Source organism: Mesobacillus maritimus (assembly GCF_019749255.1).
In the GTDB taxonomy this organism is placed as follows: Bacteria; Bacillota; Bacilli; order Bacillales; family Cytobacillaceae; genus Mesobacillus_B; species Mesobacillus_B maritimus_A.
The window spans coordinates 90,269-105,898 of the sequence record NZ_JACWFH010000024.1; the positions used below are offsets into that span (position 1 = coordinate 90,269).

15 protein-coding genes are annotated in these 15,630 nt (G+C 37.4%); 11 read left to right on the forward strand and 4 right to left on the reverse strand.

What is annotated here, in order from left to right; translation table 11 throughout:
- Nucleotides 1-10 precede the first annotated feature (10 nt).
- On the forward strand, nt 11-1,054 hold the full coding sequence (locus H0185_RS17180; protein ID WP_425515836.1) for a ribonucleotide-diphosphate reductase subunit beta: 1,044 nt from the start codon (nt 11-13) through the stop codon (nt 1,052-1,054).
- Nucleotide 1,055: 1 nt separating this feature from the next.
- Nucleotides 1,056-1,532, forward strand: a complete 477-nt coding sequence (locus H0185_RS17185) for a flavodoxin domain-containing protein (RefSeq protein ID WP_221874732.1) — start codon at nt 1,056-1,058, stop codon at nt 1,530-1,532.
- 76 nt (nt 1,533-1,608) lie between these two features.
- Here the strand turns inward: H0185_RS17185 and H0185_RS17190 are convergent, their stop codons facing one another.
- Complete coding sequence (locus H0185_RS17190; protein ID WP_221874733.1) at nt 1,609-2,865, reverse strand: MFS transporter; 1,257 nt, start codon at nt 2,863-2,865, stop codon at nt 1,609-1,611.
- A 210-nt stretch (nt 2,866-3,075) separates the two neighbouring features.
- Between H0185_RS17190 and H0185_RS17195 the strand changes: the two genes are divergently transcribed.
- From H0185_RS17195 to H0185_RS24350, 5 genes are all read left to right on the forward strand, one after another.
- On the forward strand, nt 3,076-3,750 hold the full coding sequence (locus tag H0185_RS17195) for a Dph6-related ATP pyrophosphatase (RefSeq protein ID WP_221874734.1): 675 nt from the start codon (nt 3,076-3,078) through the stop codon (nt 3,748-3,750).
- Nucleotides 3,751-3,903: 153 nt separating this feature from the next.
- Complete coding sequence (gene pfkA / locus H0185_RS17200) at nt 3,904-4,863, forward strand: 6-phosphofructokinase (RefSeq protein ID WP_221874735.1); 960 nt, start codon at nt 3,904-3,906, stop codon at nt 4,861-4,863.
- A gap of 374 nt (nt 4,864-5,237) precedes the next feature.
- On the forward strand, nt 5,238-5,903 hold the full coding sequence (locus H0185_RS17205) for a 2OG-Fe(II) oxygenase (protein WP_221874771.1): 666 nt from the start codon (nt 5,238-5,240) through the stop codon (nt 5,901-5,903).
- 280 nt (nt 5,904-6,183) lie between these two features.
- Nucleotides 6,184-7,035 (forward strand): DegV family protein, encoded by an 852-nt coding sequence (locus H0185_RS17210; RefSeq protein WP_221874736.1) that lies wholly within the window; start codon nt 6,184-6,186, stop codon nt 7,033-7,035.
- A gap of 789 nt (nt 7,036-7,824) precedes the next feature.
- Nucleotides 7,825-7,959 (forward strand): hypothetical protein, encoded by a 135-nt coding sequence (locus H0185_RS24350; RefSeq protein WP_281427643.1) that lies wholly within the window; start codon nt 7,825-7,827, stop codon nt 7,957-7,959.
- A 136-nt stretch (nt 7,960-8,095) separates the two neighbouring features.
- On the opposite strand, the gene H0185_RS17215 is transcribed toward H0185_RS24350, so the two are convergent.
- Nucleotides 8,096-9,196: a GIY-YIG nuclease family protein gene (locus H0185_RS17215; RefSeq protein WP_221874737.1), complete on the reverse strand. Its 1,101-nt coding sequence runs from the start codon at nt 9,194-9,196 to the stop codon at nt 8,096-8,098.
- A 172-nt stretch (nt 9,197-9,368) separates the two neighbouring features.
- On the reverse strand, nt 9,369-9,914 hold the full coding sequence (locus tag H0185_RS17220; RefSeq protein WP_221874738.1) for a hypothetical protein: 546 nt from the start codon (nt 9,912-9,914) through the stop codon (nt 9,369-9,371).
- Between the two features lie 321 nt (nt 9,915-10,235).
- Between H0185_RS17220 and H0185_RS17225 the strand changes: the two genes are divergently transcribed.
- Together H0185_RS17225 and yiaA are read left to right on the forward strand one after the other, a co-directional pair.
- Entirely contained in the window at nt 10,236-10,946 is a 711-nt protein-coding gene (locus H0185_RS17225) for a CPBP family intramembrane glutamic endopeptidase (protein WP_246629266.1), read from the forward strand.
- 215 nt (nt 10,947-11,161) lie between these two features.
- Nucleotides 11,162-11,638: an inner membrane protein YiaA gene (gene yiaA / locus H0185_RS17230; RefSeq protein ID WP_221874740.1), complete on the forward strand. Its 477-nt coding sequence runs from the start codon at nt 11,162-11,164 to the stop codon at nt 11,636-11,638.
- 71 nt (nt 11,639-11,709) lie between these two features.
- Here yiaA and H0185_RS17235 read toward each other — a convergent pair whose 3' ends face one another.
- Nucleotides 11,710-12,144 carry an OsmC family protein gene (locus H0185_RS17235; RefSeq protein ID WP_221874741.1) on the reverse strand — a complete coding sequence of 145 codons (435 nt, stop codon included), beginning with the start codon at nt 12,142-12,144 and terminating at the stop codon, nt 11,710-11,712.
- Nucleotides 12,145-12,409: 265 nt separating this feature from the next.
- Here H0185_RS17235 and treP point away from each other — a divergent pair, with 265 nt between their 5' ends.
- Nucleotides 12,410-13,840, forward strand: a complete 1,431-nt coding sequence (gene treP, locus H0185_RS17240; protein ID WP_221874742.1) for a PTS system trehalose-specific EIIBC component — start codon at nt 12,410-12,412, stop codon at nt 13,838-13,840.
- Nucleotides 13,841-13,945: 105 nt separating this feature from the next.
- Nucleotides 13,946-15,616, forward strand: a complete 1,671-nt coding sequence (treC, locus tag H0185_RS17245) for an alpha,alpha-phosphotrehalase (RefSeq protein WP_221874743.1) — start codon at nt 13,946-13,948, stop codon at nt 15,614-15,616.
- Nucleotides 15,617-15,630 lie beyond the last annotated feature (14 nt).

The window sequence follows — 15,630 nt, forward strand, 5'->3', positions numbered from 1 at the left end:
GATGAACAGAATGAAGCAATCACAACTAACTAAAATCAAACTGCTAAATCCAAATGATCCAAATAAATCAACAGGCATCATCAATGGAAAATCGTCAGGCTTGTTAAATTGGAACGATATCGCCTATCCGCAGATGTACACTCTATATCAAACCTTGCTTGCAAACTTTTGGAAAGCACAAGAGATTAATATGCAGGACGATATAAAACAGTGGGACTCCCTTAGTACCACAGAGAAAGATATATTTCTGCGGGTTAATACGCAGCTTGCATGTTTAGATAGCTTACAAACACCGACAATGAGTCAGGTCATGGATTACGTAACAGACTCTAGTTTTAAAGCGATATTTGCTGTGATATCTCAGCAGGAAGCAGTTCATAATGAATCCTATTCCTATATTTTAAGTTCGCTAGTGCCAATAGCAGAACAAAATGCAAGGTTTAATGAAGCAAAACAAGACCCAATCGTAAGCAAGCGAAATCAACTGATTTTAGATGCCTATGATGAGTTTAGACAAAATCCAACATCACTAACATTATTTAAATTAGCTGTGAACTCAATTAATTTAGAGGGGATTTATTTTTATGCGGGTTTTGCCTTCTTCTATCATTTAGCTCGTCAGCAAAAAATGTTGAAGACTAGTACGATGATTAGCTATATTCAACGTGATGAAATGCAGCATGCTTATTTTATTTCGCAGTTTATCCGTATACTTTTAACCGAAAATCCGGAAATTCATACGGATGATAATATTCAATATGTTTATGAAACCATTGGTCAGGCAGTGTTGCTAGAGAAAGAGTGGGCACAATCCATATTAAAAGAGATTGATGGAATTGATTTAGATGAATTTGAAGGATATGTGGAATATCTGGCAAATAAACGATTGCGTCAGCTAGGGTTGAAGAATCTTTATGAAGAAAGAGCGAATCCAATGCCGTGGATACAGGTATTTAGTGATGAGATGATGAATGAAACAAAATCAGATTTCTTTGAACAGAAATCAAGAACGTACACGAAAGTTTCCCAGTCAAATGGATTTGATGAATTGTAAAATGAAAGTTGCGATTGTTTATGCATCGATAACAGGAAATACGAAGGAATTAGCGGAAGTACTTTTTAAAATTCTCAAAATGCAACCAGTTGAGAGCACTATATATAAAATCGAAGAGTTCCCACTCTCGCATTTATGTCAGTTCGACGCGGTAGCGATTGGTACATATACATGGGGAAATGGGGAACTCCCAACGGAAATGGAAGGACTTTATCAAGCGTTTGAATTATTGGGGAGGGAGAAACTCGTTACCGCTGTGTTTGGTACAGGAGATAGCTTTTACCCTCGGTATTGTGGAGCCGTCGATTTGTTTCGAGATATGCTTTATGTGAATACAAATTTGGCTGCAATTTTAAAGGTTGAGCTGACTCCGCAGGTACAGGATGTAGTACGCTGTCAAAGGTTAGTAGAGTCAATGTTAAATCGAGTGAATAACGTGAATAAGAGAATGAAAGAGGGAATGGAAACTGTAAGGTAAGAAGTATTCTGTGATGGAGAACTTTAAAGTACTTGGTATTAATAGCTTGAAAATGGAGCGAGGAAGCAAGTAACTGTCACTTGCTTCCTCGCTTTATCATGTTGTGTCCTTTTCTAAGGAAATAGTAGGCTCCAATGAATGTAAAAGCAGATCCGTAAAAGAGAGCAGAGTGGGTAAATACATCCATAAGGAGCCCGAGGATCCCTGGGGCAACTATAGCAGATGCCATGGAGAATAAATAATAGAGTCCAGTGAAATAGCCAATTCTACTTTTGCCACCTAAATCGGCTACTAATGGATACGCTTGAACATTAATGAACGCCCAAGCAATCCCGCCGATAAACAACATCACTTGCAGGAGTAGGACTTGGTTTAATTCAGGAATCATTCTTCCTAGAATAGGAATGAGCGGGATGCTAACAAAAATGATTGGTTGGACAATTAATCCAATCAGCATGGAGGGAGCTTTCCCCCATTTACTTCCTAAGATACCGGCAGGCACGGCAAAAAGGACGAAAGATAAACTGAAAAATCCAAGAGTAAATCCAGCTGTACTTTCTTTCATGTTCAAAAATTCAACGGCATAGACCGTAAACTGGGATTCTACGCCGGTAAATCCAATGAAATAAAGAAAAATCGCAATCAAGACGAAGAGGTGTCCGCGGAACTCTTTCGTTTTCAGTAGTCTATATCCGTCTAAAAACGAATTTGATGCCAAAACTTCATCCTTTGTTTTTTCTGCATAGGGTGGGTTTCGGTCTACAGTAAAGAAGAGTAAAATGAAGGTACTGAGCAACAACAGCCCTGCAACGATAAACGGATATGGACGGTTCATTCCATATAAGGTAGATAAACCGAATAAAGCAATAATAGCGCCAATTCCACCCATAAGATTGATAATTCCGTTGGCTGTAGAACGTTTCTCCGGGGGTGTGTGGTCAGGCATTAGTGCAATAACGGGTGCTCGATAAATGGTCATGGCAAGTAAGAAGATGATGTCAACAAAAATGAGAATCCAAAAGGTTGATAAGGAAGCAAAAGGGATTAAAATAAAAGTTAACGCAGCTAATGGCATGCCGATGACAATAAAAGGGAGTCTGTTCCCTATTCGGGTATCGATTTTGTCAGACCATGTACCAATGATCGGAATTAAAAGAACAGCAAGGAGATTATCTAATCCCATAATTGCACCACGAATGGCTCTACTATCAATAAAGTCCCCTAAAATTAGAGGCATATAGGCGTTATAGAATGCCCAGGCAAGCGATAAGGCAAGGAATCCGCTCCCAATGACAAAAATTTTCCCATACGAAAATGGTCTTTGTTGCTTCACCTCAATCACCACCTATGATCTTTACATATCTGCACTCATGTTATTATATTGTGGAAACCCAACTTTAGAATGACGTACAGGCTTTCTGCATTACTTTTGTTCTAGTGTTCTACCTTAATAAATTCCTAACCTGTTTTATGGCGGGGGTGGTTTGATCTCTTAGATGAAAAGGAAGGAACAGCAAAAACAGCTCCATAGGGGGGAAACAAAATGAAAAAATTTGCGCTTTCTTGGAGCGGTGGTAAAGATGGCTGCCTCGCTTTAGATGTATTAAGAAAGCAAGGGATAGAGGTAGCTAGTTTGGTAACAACCGTCCCTGCTGAAATTGGAAGAACCTTTGGTCATGGTGAAAAAAAGGAACTAATCAAGCTACAGGGCGAAGCCTTAGGGATCCCTGTTCACTTTATTGAATGTACATTTGAAGAATATTCGCAAAAATTTGTTCAGGAATTAAAGCAACTTAAAGAGCGAAATCAGCTAACAGGGATTGCTTTTGGTGATTTGTATTTCGAACCTCACCGTGAGTGGGGGGAAAAGGTAGCGAAAGAAGTAGGCATTGAAGCAGTTTATCCACTATGGATGGAAAAGAAGGAAGCTTTGCATGCATTACAAACCTTTGTCGAATCCGGATATAAGTCGACTGTGATACGTGTAAGAGAAGACGTATTAGATGAATCTTGGCTCGGGAAAGAATTAGATCATGCTTTCCTAAACGCTATCCAACAGAAGGATGTCTGTCCAATGGGGGAAGCAGGGGAGTACCATACATATGTTCATGATGGACCACTTTTCAAGAAAAAGATATTGCTCCAACGTCCTGAGGTCATCCAACTGGAGACAACAAAAAAGTTGGAGTATAGGAATTACTTCCTCCTAGAAAAATAGCAAAAGCAAATTGAATTTGGGTGTAAATAGAAAAGTAAAATAAATAGTAGGGAAAGTCCAAGACTAAGCTTCCAGCAAAAGAATTAAACTTTTAGTTCCTGATAAATTTTGGTACTATAGTACAAGACCAACTAAAGAAAGTAGGAGTACAACTTGAAGAGAATTGCTGTATTAACAAGTGGTGGAGATGCACCTGGTATGAATGCTGCTATTCGTGCAGTGGTAAGAAGAGGAATTGACAAAGGTTTAGAAGTTTATGGTGTAAGACATGGATATGTCGGCTTAATGGAAGGCGACTTTTTTAAAATGGAACTTGGCAGTGTAGGCGATATTATTCATCGTGGGGGCACGATTTTAAGAAGTGCTAGAAGTGAAGAGTTTAAAACTGCAGAAGGACAACAAAAAGCGATAAAAAAAATGAATGAAGCACAAATTGAAGGGCTTGTCGTTATTGGTGGAGATGGTTCCTTTATGGGAGCTGGGAAGTTAACGGCGCAAGGTTTTCCAACGATTGGTGTCCCTGGAACCATTGATAATGATATCGCAGGAACGGAGTATTCAATTGGGTTCGACACGGCTGTTAATACAGTCATTGAAGCGATTGATAAAATTCGTGACACAGCCTATTCACATGAACGCATCTGTATCGTAGAGGTAATGGGAAGGAATGCGGGGGATATTGCTCTGTGGACAGGTCTTACTTCTGGTGCAGAATCGATTATTATTCCAGAAGCTACATATGATTATAATGATGTTATGAATCGAATTAAGAATGGTCAAGAACGCGGGAAAATGCACCATATTATTGTGGTCGCTGAAGGGGTTTGTAGTGGGGAAGAACTTAAAAAAGAAATCAAGGACAAATTAAACCTTGACACAAATGTCATCGTTCTTGGCTACTTACAACGAGGTGGATCGCCAACGGCATATGACCGAATGATGGCAAGTAGAATGGGTGGCAAAGCCGTTGACTTATTACTTGATGGTGAAGAAGGAGTCATGGTGGGTTGGAAAAAAGGACAACTCGTTCATGCAACCTTTGAGGAAAGTGCAAAAGAAAAACATGCGATAGATCTAGGCGACTATAACCTCGCAAGAAGTCTTTCAATTTAAAAAAGAGGGTAAAAAGGATGTTACATGAGGTAACATCCTTTTTTTTGACCTGTTTTTCTAGTGTTTTTTTAAATGAAATATTATATCACTACGAACACCTTAATAACTATCATTTTTTTCTATTATCCTATAAATAAATATATAGTATTTCGACAATCTCCATTGTAAAATAATTTATACTGAACAACTGATAAACCAAGGCAATAAGACATCCATTTTGAATATAGGGAGGAAACGATTCTCAGAAAAGTATAGTTAATTGGTTCGGTTCCTTCTGAAAAGAGTACGAACAAATGAAAAATAAAAAATCAATTCTCGCTAAATTAGTCTAAAGATTTTAAAAATTCAATATAAGAGGTTGATGAAAGTTGACAATGGATGGTAAAGAAGTACTACTTAATGAACAAGCATTGAAAGAACCAACAATATTTAATCATAATGGAAATAAAATCATCACGGAAGATCGCGAAATTAACATTATTGCTAAGTTGGAAGAGCCACTAATTGTCGTCTTAGGTAATGTGTTAAGTAATGAAGAATGTGATGAGTTAATTCAATTATCAAAGGATCGATTGGAACGCTCGAAGATTGGGAGTGTCCGAGAAATAGACGACCTTAGATCAAGTAGTAGCATGTTTTTTCAAGAAGGCGAAAATGAGGTCGTTGCAAGAATAGAAAAAAGAGTTTCACAGATTATGAATATTCCTGTTGAACATGGAGAAGGGCTACAAATCTTGAATTATCAAATTGGTCAAGAATACAAAGCTCATTTTGACTTTTTTAAGTCAACCAGTCAGGCAGCAACGAATCCTAGAATCAGTACACTGGTTATGTATTTAAATGATGTGGAATATGGTGGAGAAACCTATTTCCCTAAACTTGGTCTTTCGGTATCTCCCCAAAAAGGCATGGCCGTCTATTTCGAATACTTCTATAATGATCAAACGTTAAATGAGTTGACCTTACATGGGGGAGCACCCGTAATTATTGGAGACAAATGGGCTGCCACCCAATGGATGAGGAGAAAAAAAGTGAATTAATTCGTATTCCGGGAAAAAGCGTTTCTACCATGTAGGTGCGCTTTTTTTATTCGTTTTTCTTTGCTTATACTTTGTTGATTTAGAGTGAATAGACAATAAAATTGTCATATATAGAAAGGAACCGATCAAAAAACGTGTTACCCTTTGTTCACAATTTTTTCAGCTTTTATTGAGAAATAGGGATTCTATCAAGTATGTGGCTCCCTTTTGCTGTATAGTGATAGAGAAAGTCAATAATAATAACAGCATTAGGATTTTTAGGAAGCGGGGGGTATACAATTTGCGACAAATTATATTATCGACTGAAAGTGGAGCAGATTTGCCAGAAAATCTAGTTGTTAAGCATGCAGTACAAGTGGTTCCGATGCATGTGATTATGGATGAACAAGATTATTTAGATGGTTCATTGCCTGTAACGAAAATTTATGAGTACTATGATCGGACCAAAAATATCCCCTCAACAACTGCGACAAATGCCCATGAATATGAAGAGTTTTTCACGAAAATAAAAATGGATAATCCAGATTGCACCATCATTCATATTGGTTATACATCGAAAGCCTCTTCCTCCTTCCAAAATGCCGTCATCGCAGGAGAAGAAATAGACGATCTTTTTCTAATCGATGCATTAAATGTGACTGGTGGATTAGCGATTATTGTATGGTATGCGGCTTTGTTGTTAGAAAAGGAACCTATGATTGAACCTATTAAGTTGGTCGAACTAATTAAAGCAATGGTCCCAAAATCCAGACTGGCGTTCGTTCCTGGAAGCTTGGAATTTTTACGAGCGGGTGGGCGGGTGAGTAACCTAGCTTATCTTGGCGGAGCATTGTTGAAAATAAAGCCGTGCATTGAACTAATTGAAGGAAAGCTAGTCTCAACCAAGAAATATCGGGGGAAAATAGCTGGTGTAGCAGAAAAACTTATGCGAGAGTATTTATCTCAATACGAGATTGATAGGAAACATCTTTATCTCATCTATTCAATTGGACTAGATGAGGAAGTTAAAAAAAGGATGGAGGAAATCGCTGAAGAATATGGATTTGAAAATGTAAAATGGATCCAGGCAGGGGCGATGATTTCTACTCATGCAGGTCCAGGTGGCTTCGGGATTGCAGGTTTAGAAGTTTAGGAACAGCTCTCGTTTGCTTTCTGTACTCAGGTACAAAAAACAGCTCCTTGGGGCTTGTTTGGAATGGTTAGGTTTTAGTTTTTATAGAAAATGGCTCCCTTAAACAGTACTGTGTTCGAAGGAGTTTTCCCTTAGTGTGTCAATCATCCAAAAATAGAATAAGTACAAGCAATCCTAATACTAAATCATAAAATAGATGGTATTAAGATTGAAAGGGGGGCTTAAATTGTCTTCAGCTGAAAAAAAAGTTCAAGCCAAATTTAAAGCCAAATTTCCATTTCATACAGAGTTTAAATGGAAATTTAAGTTAATGTGTAAGAAAAAAGATTAACTTGTTGGTATAAATGCAAAGAAGGGGCTAAGCGCTCCTTCTTTCATTGTGAGGATTTATCATTAAATCGAGTTAAACTACCGCCAGTTCCTCTTGATAAATGCCCATAGATAAACCCACATTCGGTACAAATTAGAAATCGATATTTGAGCCTAAGCTCATCTTATTATCAGGGTAGATGACCGAATAGCATTTTGCTTCCCTAAACCCAGTTCCTTTTCCCCACACTTTGAACACTCTGTTGCTCTTGCAGAATGATTCATTTAGAAATCCTCCCTACCATATTCTATCCAAACTATATTTTCACATTAACAAGAATTGAGAATAACCAGATTACATTATCCCTTCGCAATCAAGGGATAAAGCCAAAATTTGAACAAAATTGGTATGCACAATCTTTCCTATCGTGCATATATTAGCTTTTGGGAAAAAGAAATGTTAGAAAGGAAGAGTGTAAAATGAACACAAACTCAACAATCATAACAAGTAAAAGTGAATTGAAAGGGGAAAGCGGCTATAAAATCATTGAAGTCAATGTTTCAGTTTCAGAGGATCATTTGTATGCAGTGTGTACTCCTGTTAAAAAGCAATAAGGAGATTGGAATCATTTGTGAATCGAATCAATAGCTACCTCATTCCTTTATTAAGAATTAGAGGTAGCTTTATATTTTTATAGTACATCATGACCAAATAGACATTACGTTGAATAAAGTAGACGAAATCCGGTTGCTAAACCATCTTCAAAATAGACTGGGTGAGCCACTTATTTAGGGACTGATCTACCTTTATTATATTTTTTTCGTCCAGCCATTTTTGTGGAATTACGATATGACGACAATTACTATTTTTTAGGTAGCTGTATATAATTTGTGCATCATCAAGCTCTTCTTGGTCTAGTTTAGGAAAGTGCTTTCGGTTCTTACCGTTGTAACAAGATAAAATTTGGAATAATATGCTTGATTTTAGCTGTTCGATGTTTCGTCTATTTATATCGTATGTTTCTTTATAGAGGACCTGATTTCCTTTTATGTAGAAAACTTTGATGATGCTTTCTGTCAGTGGTTCAGTGATGATGATATTTTTAGTACCATTGGCAAATGCAATTACCTTTTTACCCCGAATCAAATGCTGAACAGCTTCTAGGTAATTCCGATATTTAGCTGCTGTTTTAAACTCCAGATTCTCAGAAGCAAGGTTCATCTTTTGTTTCATTTCTTCCAAAATACTGTTATCTGTGCCGTTTAATATTCCAATGATTTTATCGATAACTTTTTCGTATTGTTCAACGGCAGGACCTCCTAAACACATACCAAGGCATAAACCTAGAGAATAGTTAAGGCAAGCAACATTCTTATTACTAGGTTGACTGCAATCTATCTGAAAAAATTCCTTGATGCTATGGATTGCTGTTACTACTGTGTTTTTACTAGTATATGGTCCAAAAATGAGGGGAGCTGGGTCGTTCCCTGGATAAGGGTGATTGGTAATGATAATTTCTCGCATTTTATTTTTAGTTTGTATCAGGATATAGGGATAGTTCTGTGGACTTTTCATTCTCGAATTAAAAAAAGGTTTTAACTGTTTTATTAATTGATTCTCTAGTAAGAAAGCCTCAAATTCTGTATCTGTATGTATCACTTCGAAATCACTGATATTTTTGACGAGTTTTTTTACTTTTTGTGAATGACTTTTATGATCATGAAAATAGGATTGTACACGCATTTTAAGTTTCTTTGATTTCCCTACATAAATCGTATTGCCAAGGGAGTCCTTCATTAAATACACGCCAGGAGATAAAGGAAGGTTTCTTGCTTTATCTTTGAGGTACATGAGATACATCCCCTCTGTCTTAATATTTCCCTCTAGTTTAACATAAGAATGTGTACTGACACTTTGTTGTTAGAAACATTTGTCTTGTATTAGCACAAACTGAAGGCAAGAGCAAACAGCTACTTATTTCTCTAAAATACGTCCTCTAGAAAGGAGTGGTAGAATAAATCAGTCAGTGGTTCAAGTCTCCGCGAACAAGGGTGTTCGTTTTTAGTGGCACATTGAATTTCATGATAAAAAACACACTAGATAGAATAGACAGAAGGAGTGTTAGGAACGGTCTTTTTGTAAACAATGAGCTATAGGTAAACATCATTAAGTACATGAAAGAAGACCATAAAAGACTCCACCCATGCTTAAACTGAATGAGTTTTTGTTTGTGAACAAAAAATTCTGCCAAACATGCAATTAAAATGGACTTTCCTGTATACACTATTTGTTTTATCCGTGATTCTGGGAGCTTAGATAAATATAAGAGGACCAATAATGGAGATACAATTAGAATATGAGCCGTTCTTAATATTTTCCAATTAATCCCGTTCGGAGTGAATTCCCAAACAAGATGCCTCCGACACAATAAATAATAAGAAGCATTTACGCAACTGACGTAAGCCATCGATTTATAATACTTAGGAACATACCGCCATGTTTTTCCAAAAACATTTAGTAGGATCATAAATCCGATTAATCCAAGATGTTTATACCTCATGTTTATCACTTTTACCTACCTCATTTTGCAAGGAAAATTGTAATAATTTGTTCTTAATTCCTTTCAAGTGCCCTTCATCTAATACCTTCCTATATACTTTGTCCACTTTTTAGTAAAAAACACTACCTTTATTAGCTTTAGCCCTTATTTTTTAGTGTTAGTGAAAGTATATTGTTTAAGCCCTATTTCTTTTATTTGAGAGGATGCTGAACCTCTGATTTTCACGGAATTTGTCGAAAAAAACTGTTCTTTTGACAGATGGAAAAGAATGTATTTCTTTTTAAGGGTGTGAGATAATCTGGGTATAAAGGGGGAATATGTTAGGTGTCAATGATAATTTTTGGATCTTTATTGCTTTTATTTCTTATTTTCATTTATCCATTAATGGATATTAAGTACACCAAGCCGTTAAAAGAACGGAAGGATAGCCAATCTAGAGTAAGTTTTTATAAGTTTGCTATATATTCAGAGTGGTTGATCGTAGCTGTTATTTTTTTATTTATTATGTTCTCGACTACTACTTTTAAGGGAATCGGTCTTACGCTACCTGATGGCCACGTATCGCAAACCTTAGGTATGTTTGTTGGTTTCATTGTAGGAGTTCTGTTGCTGGTCTTTGTCCTCATGAGAATTCCTGCCTATAAAAAATATCAAAACAGCCAAATGAGTGAAATTGATTATCTTATTCCAACTTCTAAGTTAGATAAGAAATGGGCGGCACTTGCTGCTGTTACCGCGGGAGTCTGTGAGGAAATCATCTACAGAGGATTTGTAATCGAGTATCTCTCAAACTTACCATTTATTCTTAATCCGATGTATATTCTTGTTCTTTCAGCACTTATTTTTGGATTTGCTCATATTTATCAGGGATGGAAAGGGTTTCTCCTTACAGGGATTGTAGGATATGCGATGGCTCGAATTTATTTTTCTACAGGCTCGCTTATTTTCCCAATCCTGCTGCATAGTTTAATTGATTTACGGAGTTTCTTATTCACTAAATTACCTGAGGAAGCAAATCTGGAAACAACTAAACAAATGTAATGGTCTGCAAACAGACTGGTAATATAGGCGGAATGCTTTGGGAGCTAAACAGATTTAAAGGTACACTTCAATTTTAAAGAAACTATAAAATGGCAATTTAGAACAAAATTACCTTATATTTATAAGAAAATTCTATATAATAGGTTTAAGGAAGCACTTCAGTCTGTCTGCGGTGCTCCGTTTTATTTCACAAACAGATGGAGGAGAAGCATCTCATGCCAAATGATCATGAACTTCCACTAGTTCAGGAAAAACAAAATGAACCAAAACCAAAATTGAAAGTGGAAAGGAAAGAGGGAGAACCTACTTCAGCTTTTAAGGGGGCCTCGTGGGGAGCGCTATTAGTAGGAGTAACGGCTTATCTTATAGGCTTATTTAACGCCACAATGGAACTGAACGAAAAAGGATATTACTTTGCCGTTTTAGTATTCGGGCTTTATGCATCTGTCTCTTTGCAAAAAGCTGTAAGAGATAAAGAAGAGGGAATTCCCGTGACGAGTATTTATTATGGAATAAGCTGGCTTGCCCTAGTTGTATCGATTTCGTTAATGGGCATTGGTTTATACAATGCAGGAAGTATTGTTTTAAGTGAAAAAGGCTTTTATGGGATGTCCTTCGTACTAAGTATATTTGCCGCTATAACGGTTCAGAAAAATATTAGAGATACACAGAAGGCTAGAGATAGAGATTGAGTTTTTGATTAGAGTGTAATAGAAAAGGAGGGTGCCCTATAAATGGTCACCCTCCTTCTTGTTATAAAGAATTATAGTTGAACTTTTCCTACTTGATAATCAATATTTCCAGTGATAGATTTCCCGATAAAGCATTTATCTCGTGCCATCGTCGCTGCTTTTTCATACTCATCCTGTTTCGATGAATCCCCACCGATAATGGTTGGGTGAACGACTAGTTGACTGAAATTTGTTTGAGTTGGGTAACCGGTCACCATTCCTTCGGCACGTACAGAAATTGTTTCCACTGGCAATCGACGTTTAGTTAGAATAGCAAAAAGAGTACCGCTATAACAAGTCGTTACCGCACCAATTAACAGATCCTCTGGGCTGACACCAGCACCCTTTCCACCCATTTCTGCTGGACTTGAGTAAAGTACCGTTTTATCACCCATAGTAAGATGGCCTTCCCCGTTTGCTCCGACACCACTCCAATTAGCATTCACTTCAAATTTAAGATCAGTCATTCTCGCCAACTCCTTTACTTATGTACTCCTTCTTAATATACCAAATTTTCACTCTTTAAAAATTAAATTTGATGATTTCTGAAGAGTAATTTGAATATTCTTTTTTAAATAAATGTATTGACCAATTTGTATATACAAGTTAGAATGAAAGCGTAAACCTTACTTGTATATACAAGTCTAATGAAAACGCAAACAAACTTCGTGTACAAGTGAAGTAAACGAACAATTTATGAATATTCTTGCCAAAGGGTAAGGGGGAGAAAAAATGAGTAAATATCAAGACTCAGCACAACAGCTTTTAAACCATATCGGTGGAAGCGAAAACATATCTGTTGTTACACACTGTGTAACAAGAATGAGGTTTGTACTGAATGATCCGAAGAAAGCGGATGTAGAAGAAATTGAAAAGCTTGGAATTGTAAAGGGGACCTTTACTCAAGCTGGTCAGTTCCAGGTTGTCATTGGGAATGAAGTTTCATCCTTCTACAATGATTTTATTAAAATTGCGGGCGTAAGTGACACATCTAAAGATGATGCAAAAGTTGCAGCAAAGCAGAACATGAATTTCTTGCAACGAATGATTTCGCATTTAGCAGATATTTTCACACCGCTAATCCCAGCGCTTGTTGTTGGGGGGCTTATCCTTGGATTTAGAAATGTTATCGGGGATATTAAGTTATTAGATGGCCGCACAATGACAATCGTAGAGTCATCTCAATTCTGGGCAGGTGTCCATGCGTTCCTTTGGTTAATTGGGGAAGCAATCTTCCACTTCTTACCTGTTGGAATTACTTGGGCGGTTGCTAGGAAAATGGGTGCATCTCAGATTCTCGGTATTGTACTAGGGATTACGCTTGTATCACCTCAGCTTATGAATGCTTATGGTGTTGCCGGAGCAGAAGAGATTCCATTCTGGGATTTTGGTTTTGCACAAATTGATATGATTGGCTATCAAGCACAAGTTATTCCTGCGATTCTAGCAGGTCTTGTATTCTCGTTTTTAGAACTTCAATTACGTAAAGTCATTCCTAATGCAATTTCGATGATTGTTGTTCCATTTTTATCATTAGTACCAGCTGTTTTACTTGCACACACAATTCTTGGTCCGATTGGTTGGGAAGTTGGTTCTTGGATTTCAAACATTGTCTATTCAGGTTTAACCTCCGCATTCGGCTGGTTGTTTGCAGCAGTATTTGGTTTTGTCTATGCACCACTTGTTATCACTGGTTTACACCATATGACAAATGCTATCGATTTACAGCTTATGAGTGAGCTTGGTGGAACAAATCTTTGGCCGATGATTGCGTTATCGAATATTGCTCAAGGATCTGCCGTTCTTGCGATGATCTACATTAACCGTAAAAATGAAGAAGAGAAGCAAGTTTCGATTCCTGCAGCGATTTCTTGTTACCTAGGTGTAACAGAGCCTGCAATGTTCGGAATCAACTTGAAGTACGGCTTCCCATTCCTAGCTGCGATGATAGGTTCATTAGTAGCAGCGGTCATTTCAGTAGGTAGTGGCGTCATGGCAAACTCAATAGGAGTAGGTGGGCTTCCTGGAATTCTTTCCATTAAACCACAATTCATCGGGACTTTCGCTCTAGCGATGCTTGTTGCGATTGTCATTCCAGTTATCCTAACAATCGTATTTAATAAAATGAATGTAGGGAAAATTTCTTTCAAGAAAAATCGTTAATACCTAGCTAGAGGAACATACCCTTGTTCCTCTTTGCTATTTTAAGGAAACAACATACATATTTTAGAAATTACATATGAGAAGGAAAGTAGGTAGGAGAATAATATGAAGCAACCATGGTGGAAACAATCTGTTGTGTATCAAATTTACCCGAAAAGTTTTAATGATAGTACTGGTAGTGGTGTAGGTGACTTACAAGGAATCATTGAGAAACTAGATTATTTGAAAACACTTGGAGTAGACGTTATTTGGCTAACACCTGTCTATCAATCACCACAGCGTGATAATGGCTATGATATTAGTGATTATTATCGTATTCATAAAGAGTACGGAACGATGGCAGATTTTCAAGAGTTGCTTGAAAAGGCGCATGATCGTGGAATTAAGGTAATCATGGACCTTGTGGTCAACCATACGTCGACGGAGCATAAATGGTTTAAAGAAGCGGCAACTTCAAAGGATAATCCATATCGGGATTATTATATTTGGAAAGATGAGCCGAATAACTGGGTGTCGAAATTCGGGGGCTCTGCTTGGAAGTACGATGAAAAAACACAACAATATTATCTTCATCTTTTTGATGAAACACAAGCAGATTTGAACTGGGAAAATGAAAAGGTACGTCAAGAAGTCTATGAAATGATGCATTATTGGTTCAAGCAAGGCATCGATGGATTCCGTTTAGATGTGATTAATTTAATTTCGAAGGACCAAAGCTTTGCTGATGATGATGGCAGCACAATCCCTGCCGATGGACGGAAATTTTACACCGATGGACCGCGTGTTCATGAATTTTTACAGGAAATGAATAACGAAGTATTATCACAATACGAAAGCCTGACAGTGGGCGAGATGTCGTCAACGAGTCTTGAAAACTGTATCAAATATAGCAATCCTGAGCGAAAAGAATTAAGTATGACCTTTAATTTCCACCATTTAAAAGTAGACTATCCCAATGGTGAGAAATGGGCACTGGCGGATTTTGATTTTTACGCGTTAAAGAAGATTTTGTCTACCTGGCAAACAGAAATGTACAAAGGTGGTGGCTGGAATGCCCTATTCTGGTGCAATCATGATCAACCGCGAATTGTTTCTCGCTTTGGAGATGATGAGAAGTATCATAAGCAGTCTGCGAAAATGCTTGCAACGACCATCCATATGATGCAGGGGACTCCATATATCTATCAGGGCGAAGAATTTGGGATGACCAATCCTAAATTCAATCAAATTGACCAGTATCGTGATGTGGAGACATTAAATTATTATCAAATTATGAAGGAAAATGGTAAGTCTGAGGAGGAAATTCTTTCGATCTTGAAAGAAAAATCCCGAGATAATTCGCGGACTCCTGTGCAGTGGAGTGATGAGCCCCAAGCAGGGTTTACGACAGGCACCCCGTGGATACCTGTTGCCAACAATTATCCTACTATCAATGCCAAACAGGCGCTAGAGGACAAAGATTCTATTTTTTATCATTATCAAAGGTTGATTCAGCTTCGTAAACAATACCGCATTATTACAGATGGGGAGTATCGTTTAGTAGCAGAAAACCATCCAGAACTTTTTGTATATGAACGAATTTTAGATAATGAAAAGTTACTTGTCATTAATAATTTTTATGGAAAAACAGCGCAACTTTCATTCCCAATTGAGGATGTCGAGGGCTATGAGATCGAGTTGCTTTTAACCAATGGCGATAAAGATACAGAATTGTTGGCAGAAATGGAAGTTTCTCCATATGAGTCGCTGGTGTATTTGTTAACAAAAAAACAATAAGTCATTCTTTCCAG

Coding starts and splice junctions, on each gene's coding strand:
- H0185_RS17180 (WP_425515836.1), top strand. CDS start 11: ATGAAGCAATCACAACTAACTAAAATCAAACTGCTAAATCCAAATGAT.
- H0185_RS17235 (WP_221874741.1), bottom strand. CDS start 12,144: ATGACTGATCTTAAATTTGAAGTGAATGCTAATTGGAGTGGTGTCGGA.
- H0185_RS17215 (WP_221874737.1), bottom strand. CDS start 9,196: ATGTACCTCAAAGATAAAGCAAGAAACCTTCCTTTATCTCCTGGCGTG.
- H0185_RS17195 (WP_221874734.1), top strand. CDS start 3,076: ATGAAAAAATTTGCGCTTTCTTGGAGCGGTGGTAAAGATGGCTGCCTC.
- treC (WP_221874743.1), top strand. CDS start 13,946: ATGAAGCAACCATGGTGGAAACAATCTGTTGTGTATCAAATTTACCCG.
- H0185_RS17205 (WP_221874771.1), top strand. CDS start 5,238: ATGGATGGTAAAGAAGTACTACTTAATGAACAAGCATTGAAAGAACCA.
- H0185_RS24350 (WP_281427643.1), top strand. CDS start 7,825: ATGAACACAAACTCAACAATCATAACAAGTAAAAGTGAATTGAAAGGG.
- H0185_RS17185 (WP_221874732.1), top strand. CDS start 1,056: ATGAAAGTTGCGATTGTTTATGCATCGATAACAGGAAATACGAAGGAA.
- treP (WP_221874742.1), top strand. CDS start 12,410: ATGAGTAAATATCAAGACTCAGCACAACAGCTTTTAAACCATATCGGT.
- yiaA (WP_221874740.1), top strand. CDS start 11,162: ATGCCAAATGATCATGAACTTCCACTAGTTCAGGAAAAACAAAATGAA.
- H0185_RS17225 (WP_246629266.1), top strand. CDS start 10,236: ATGATAATTTTTGGATCTTTATTGCTTTTATTTCTTATTTTCATTTAT.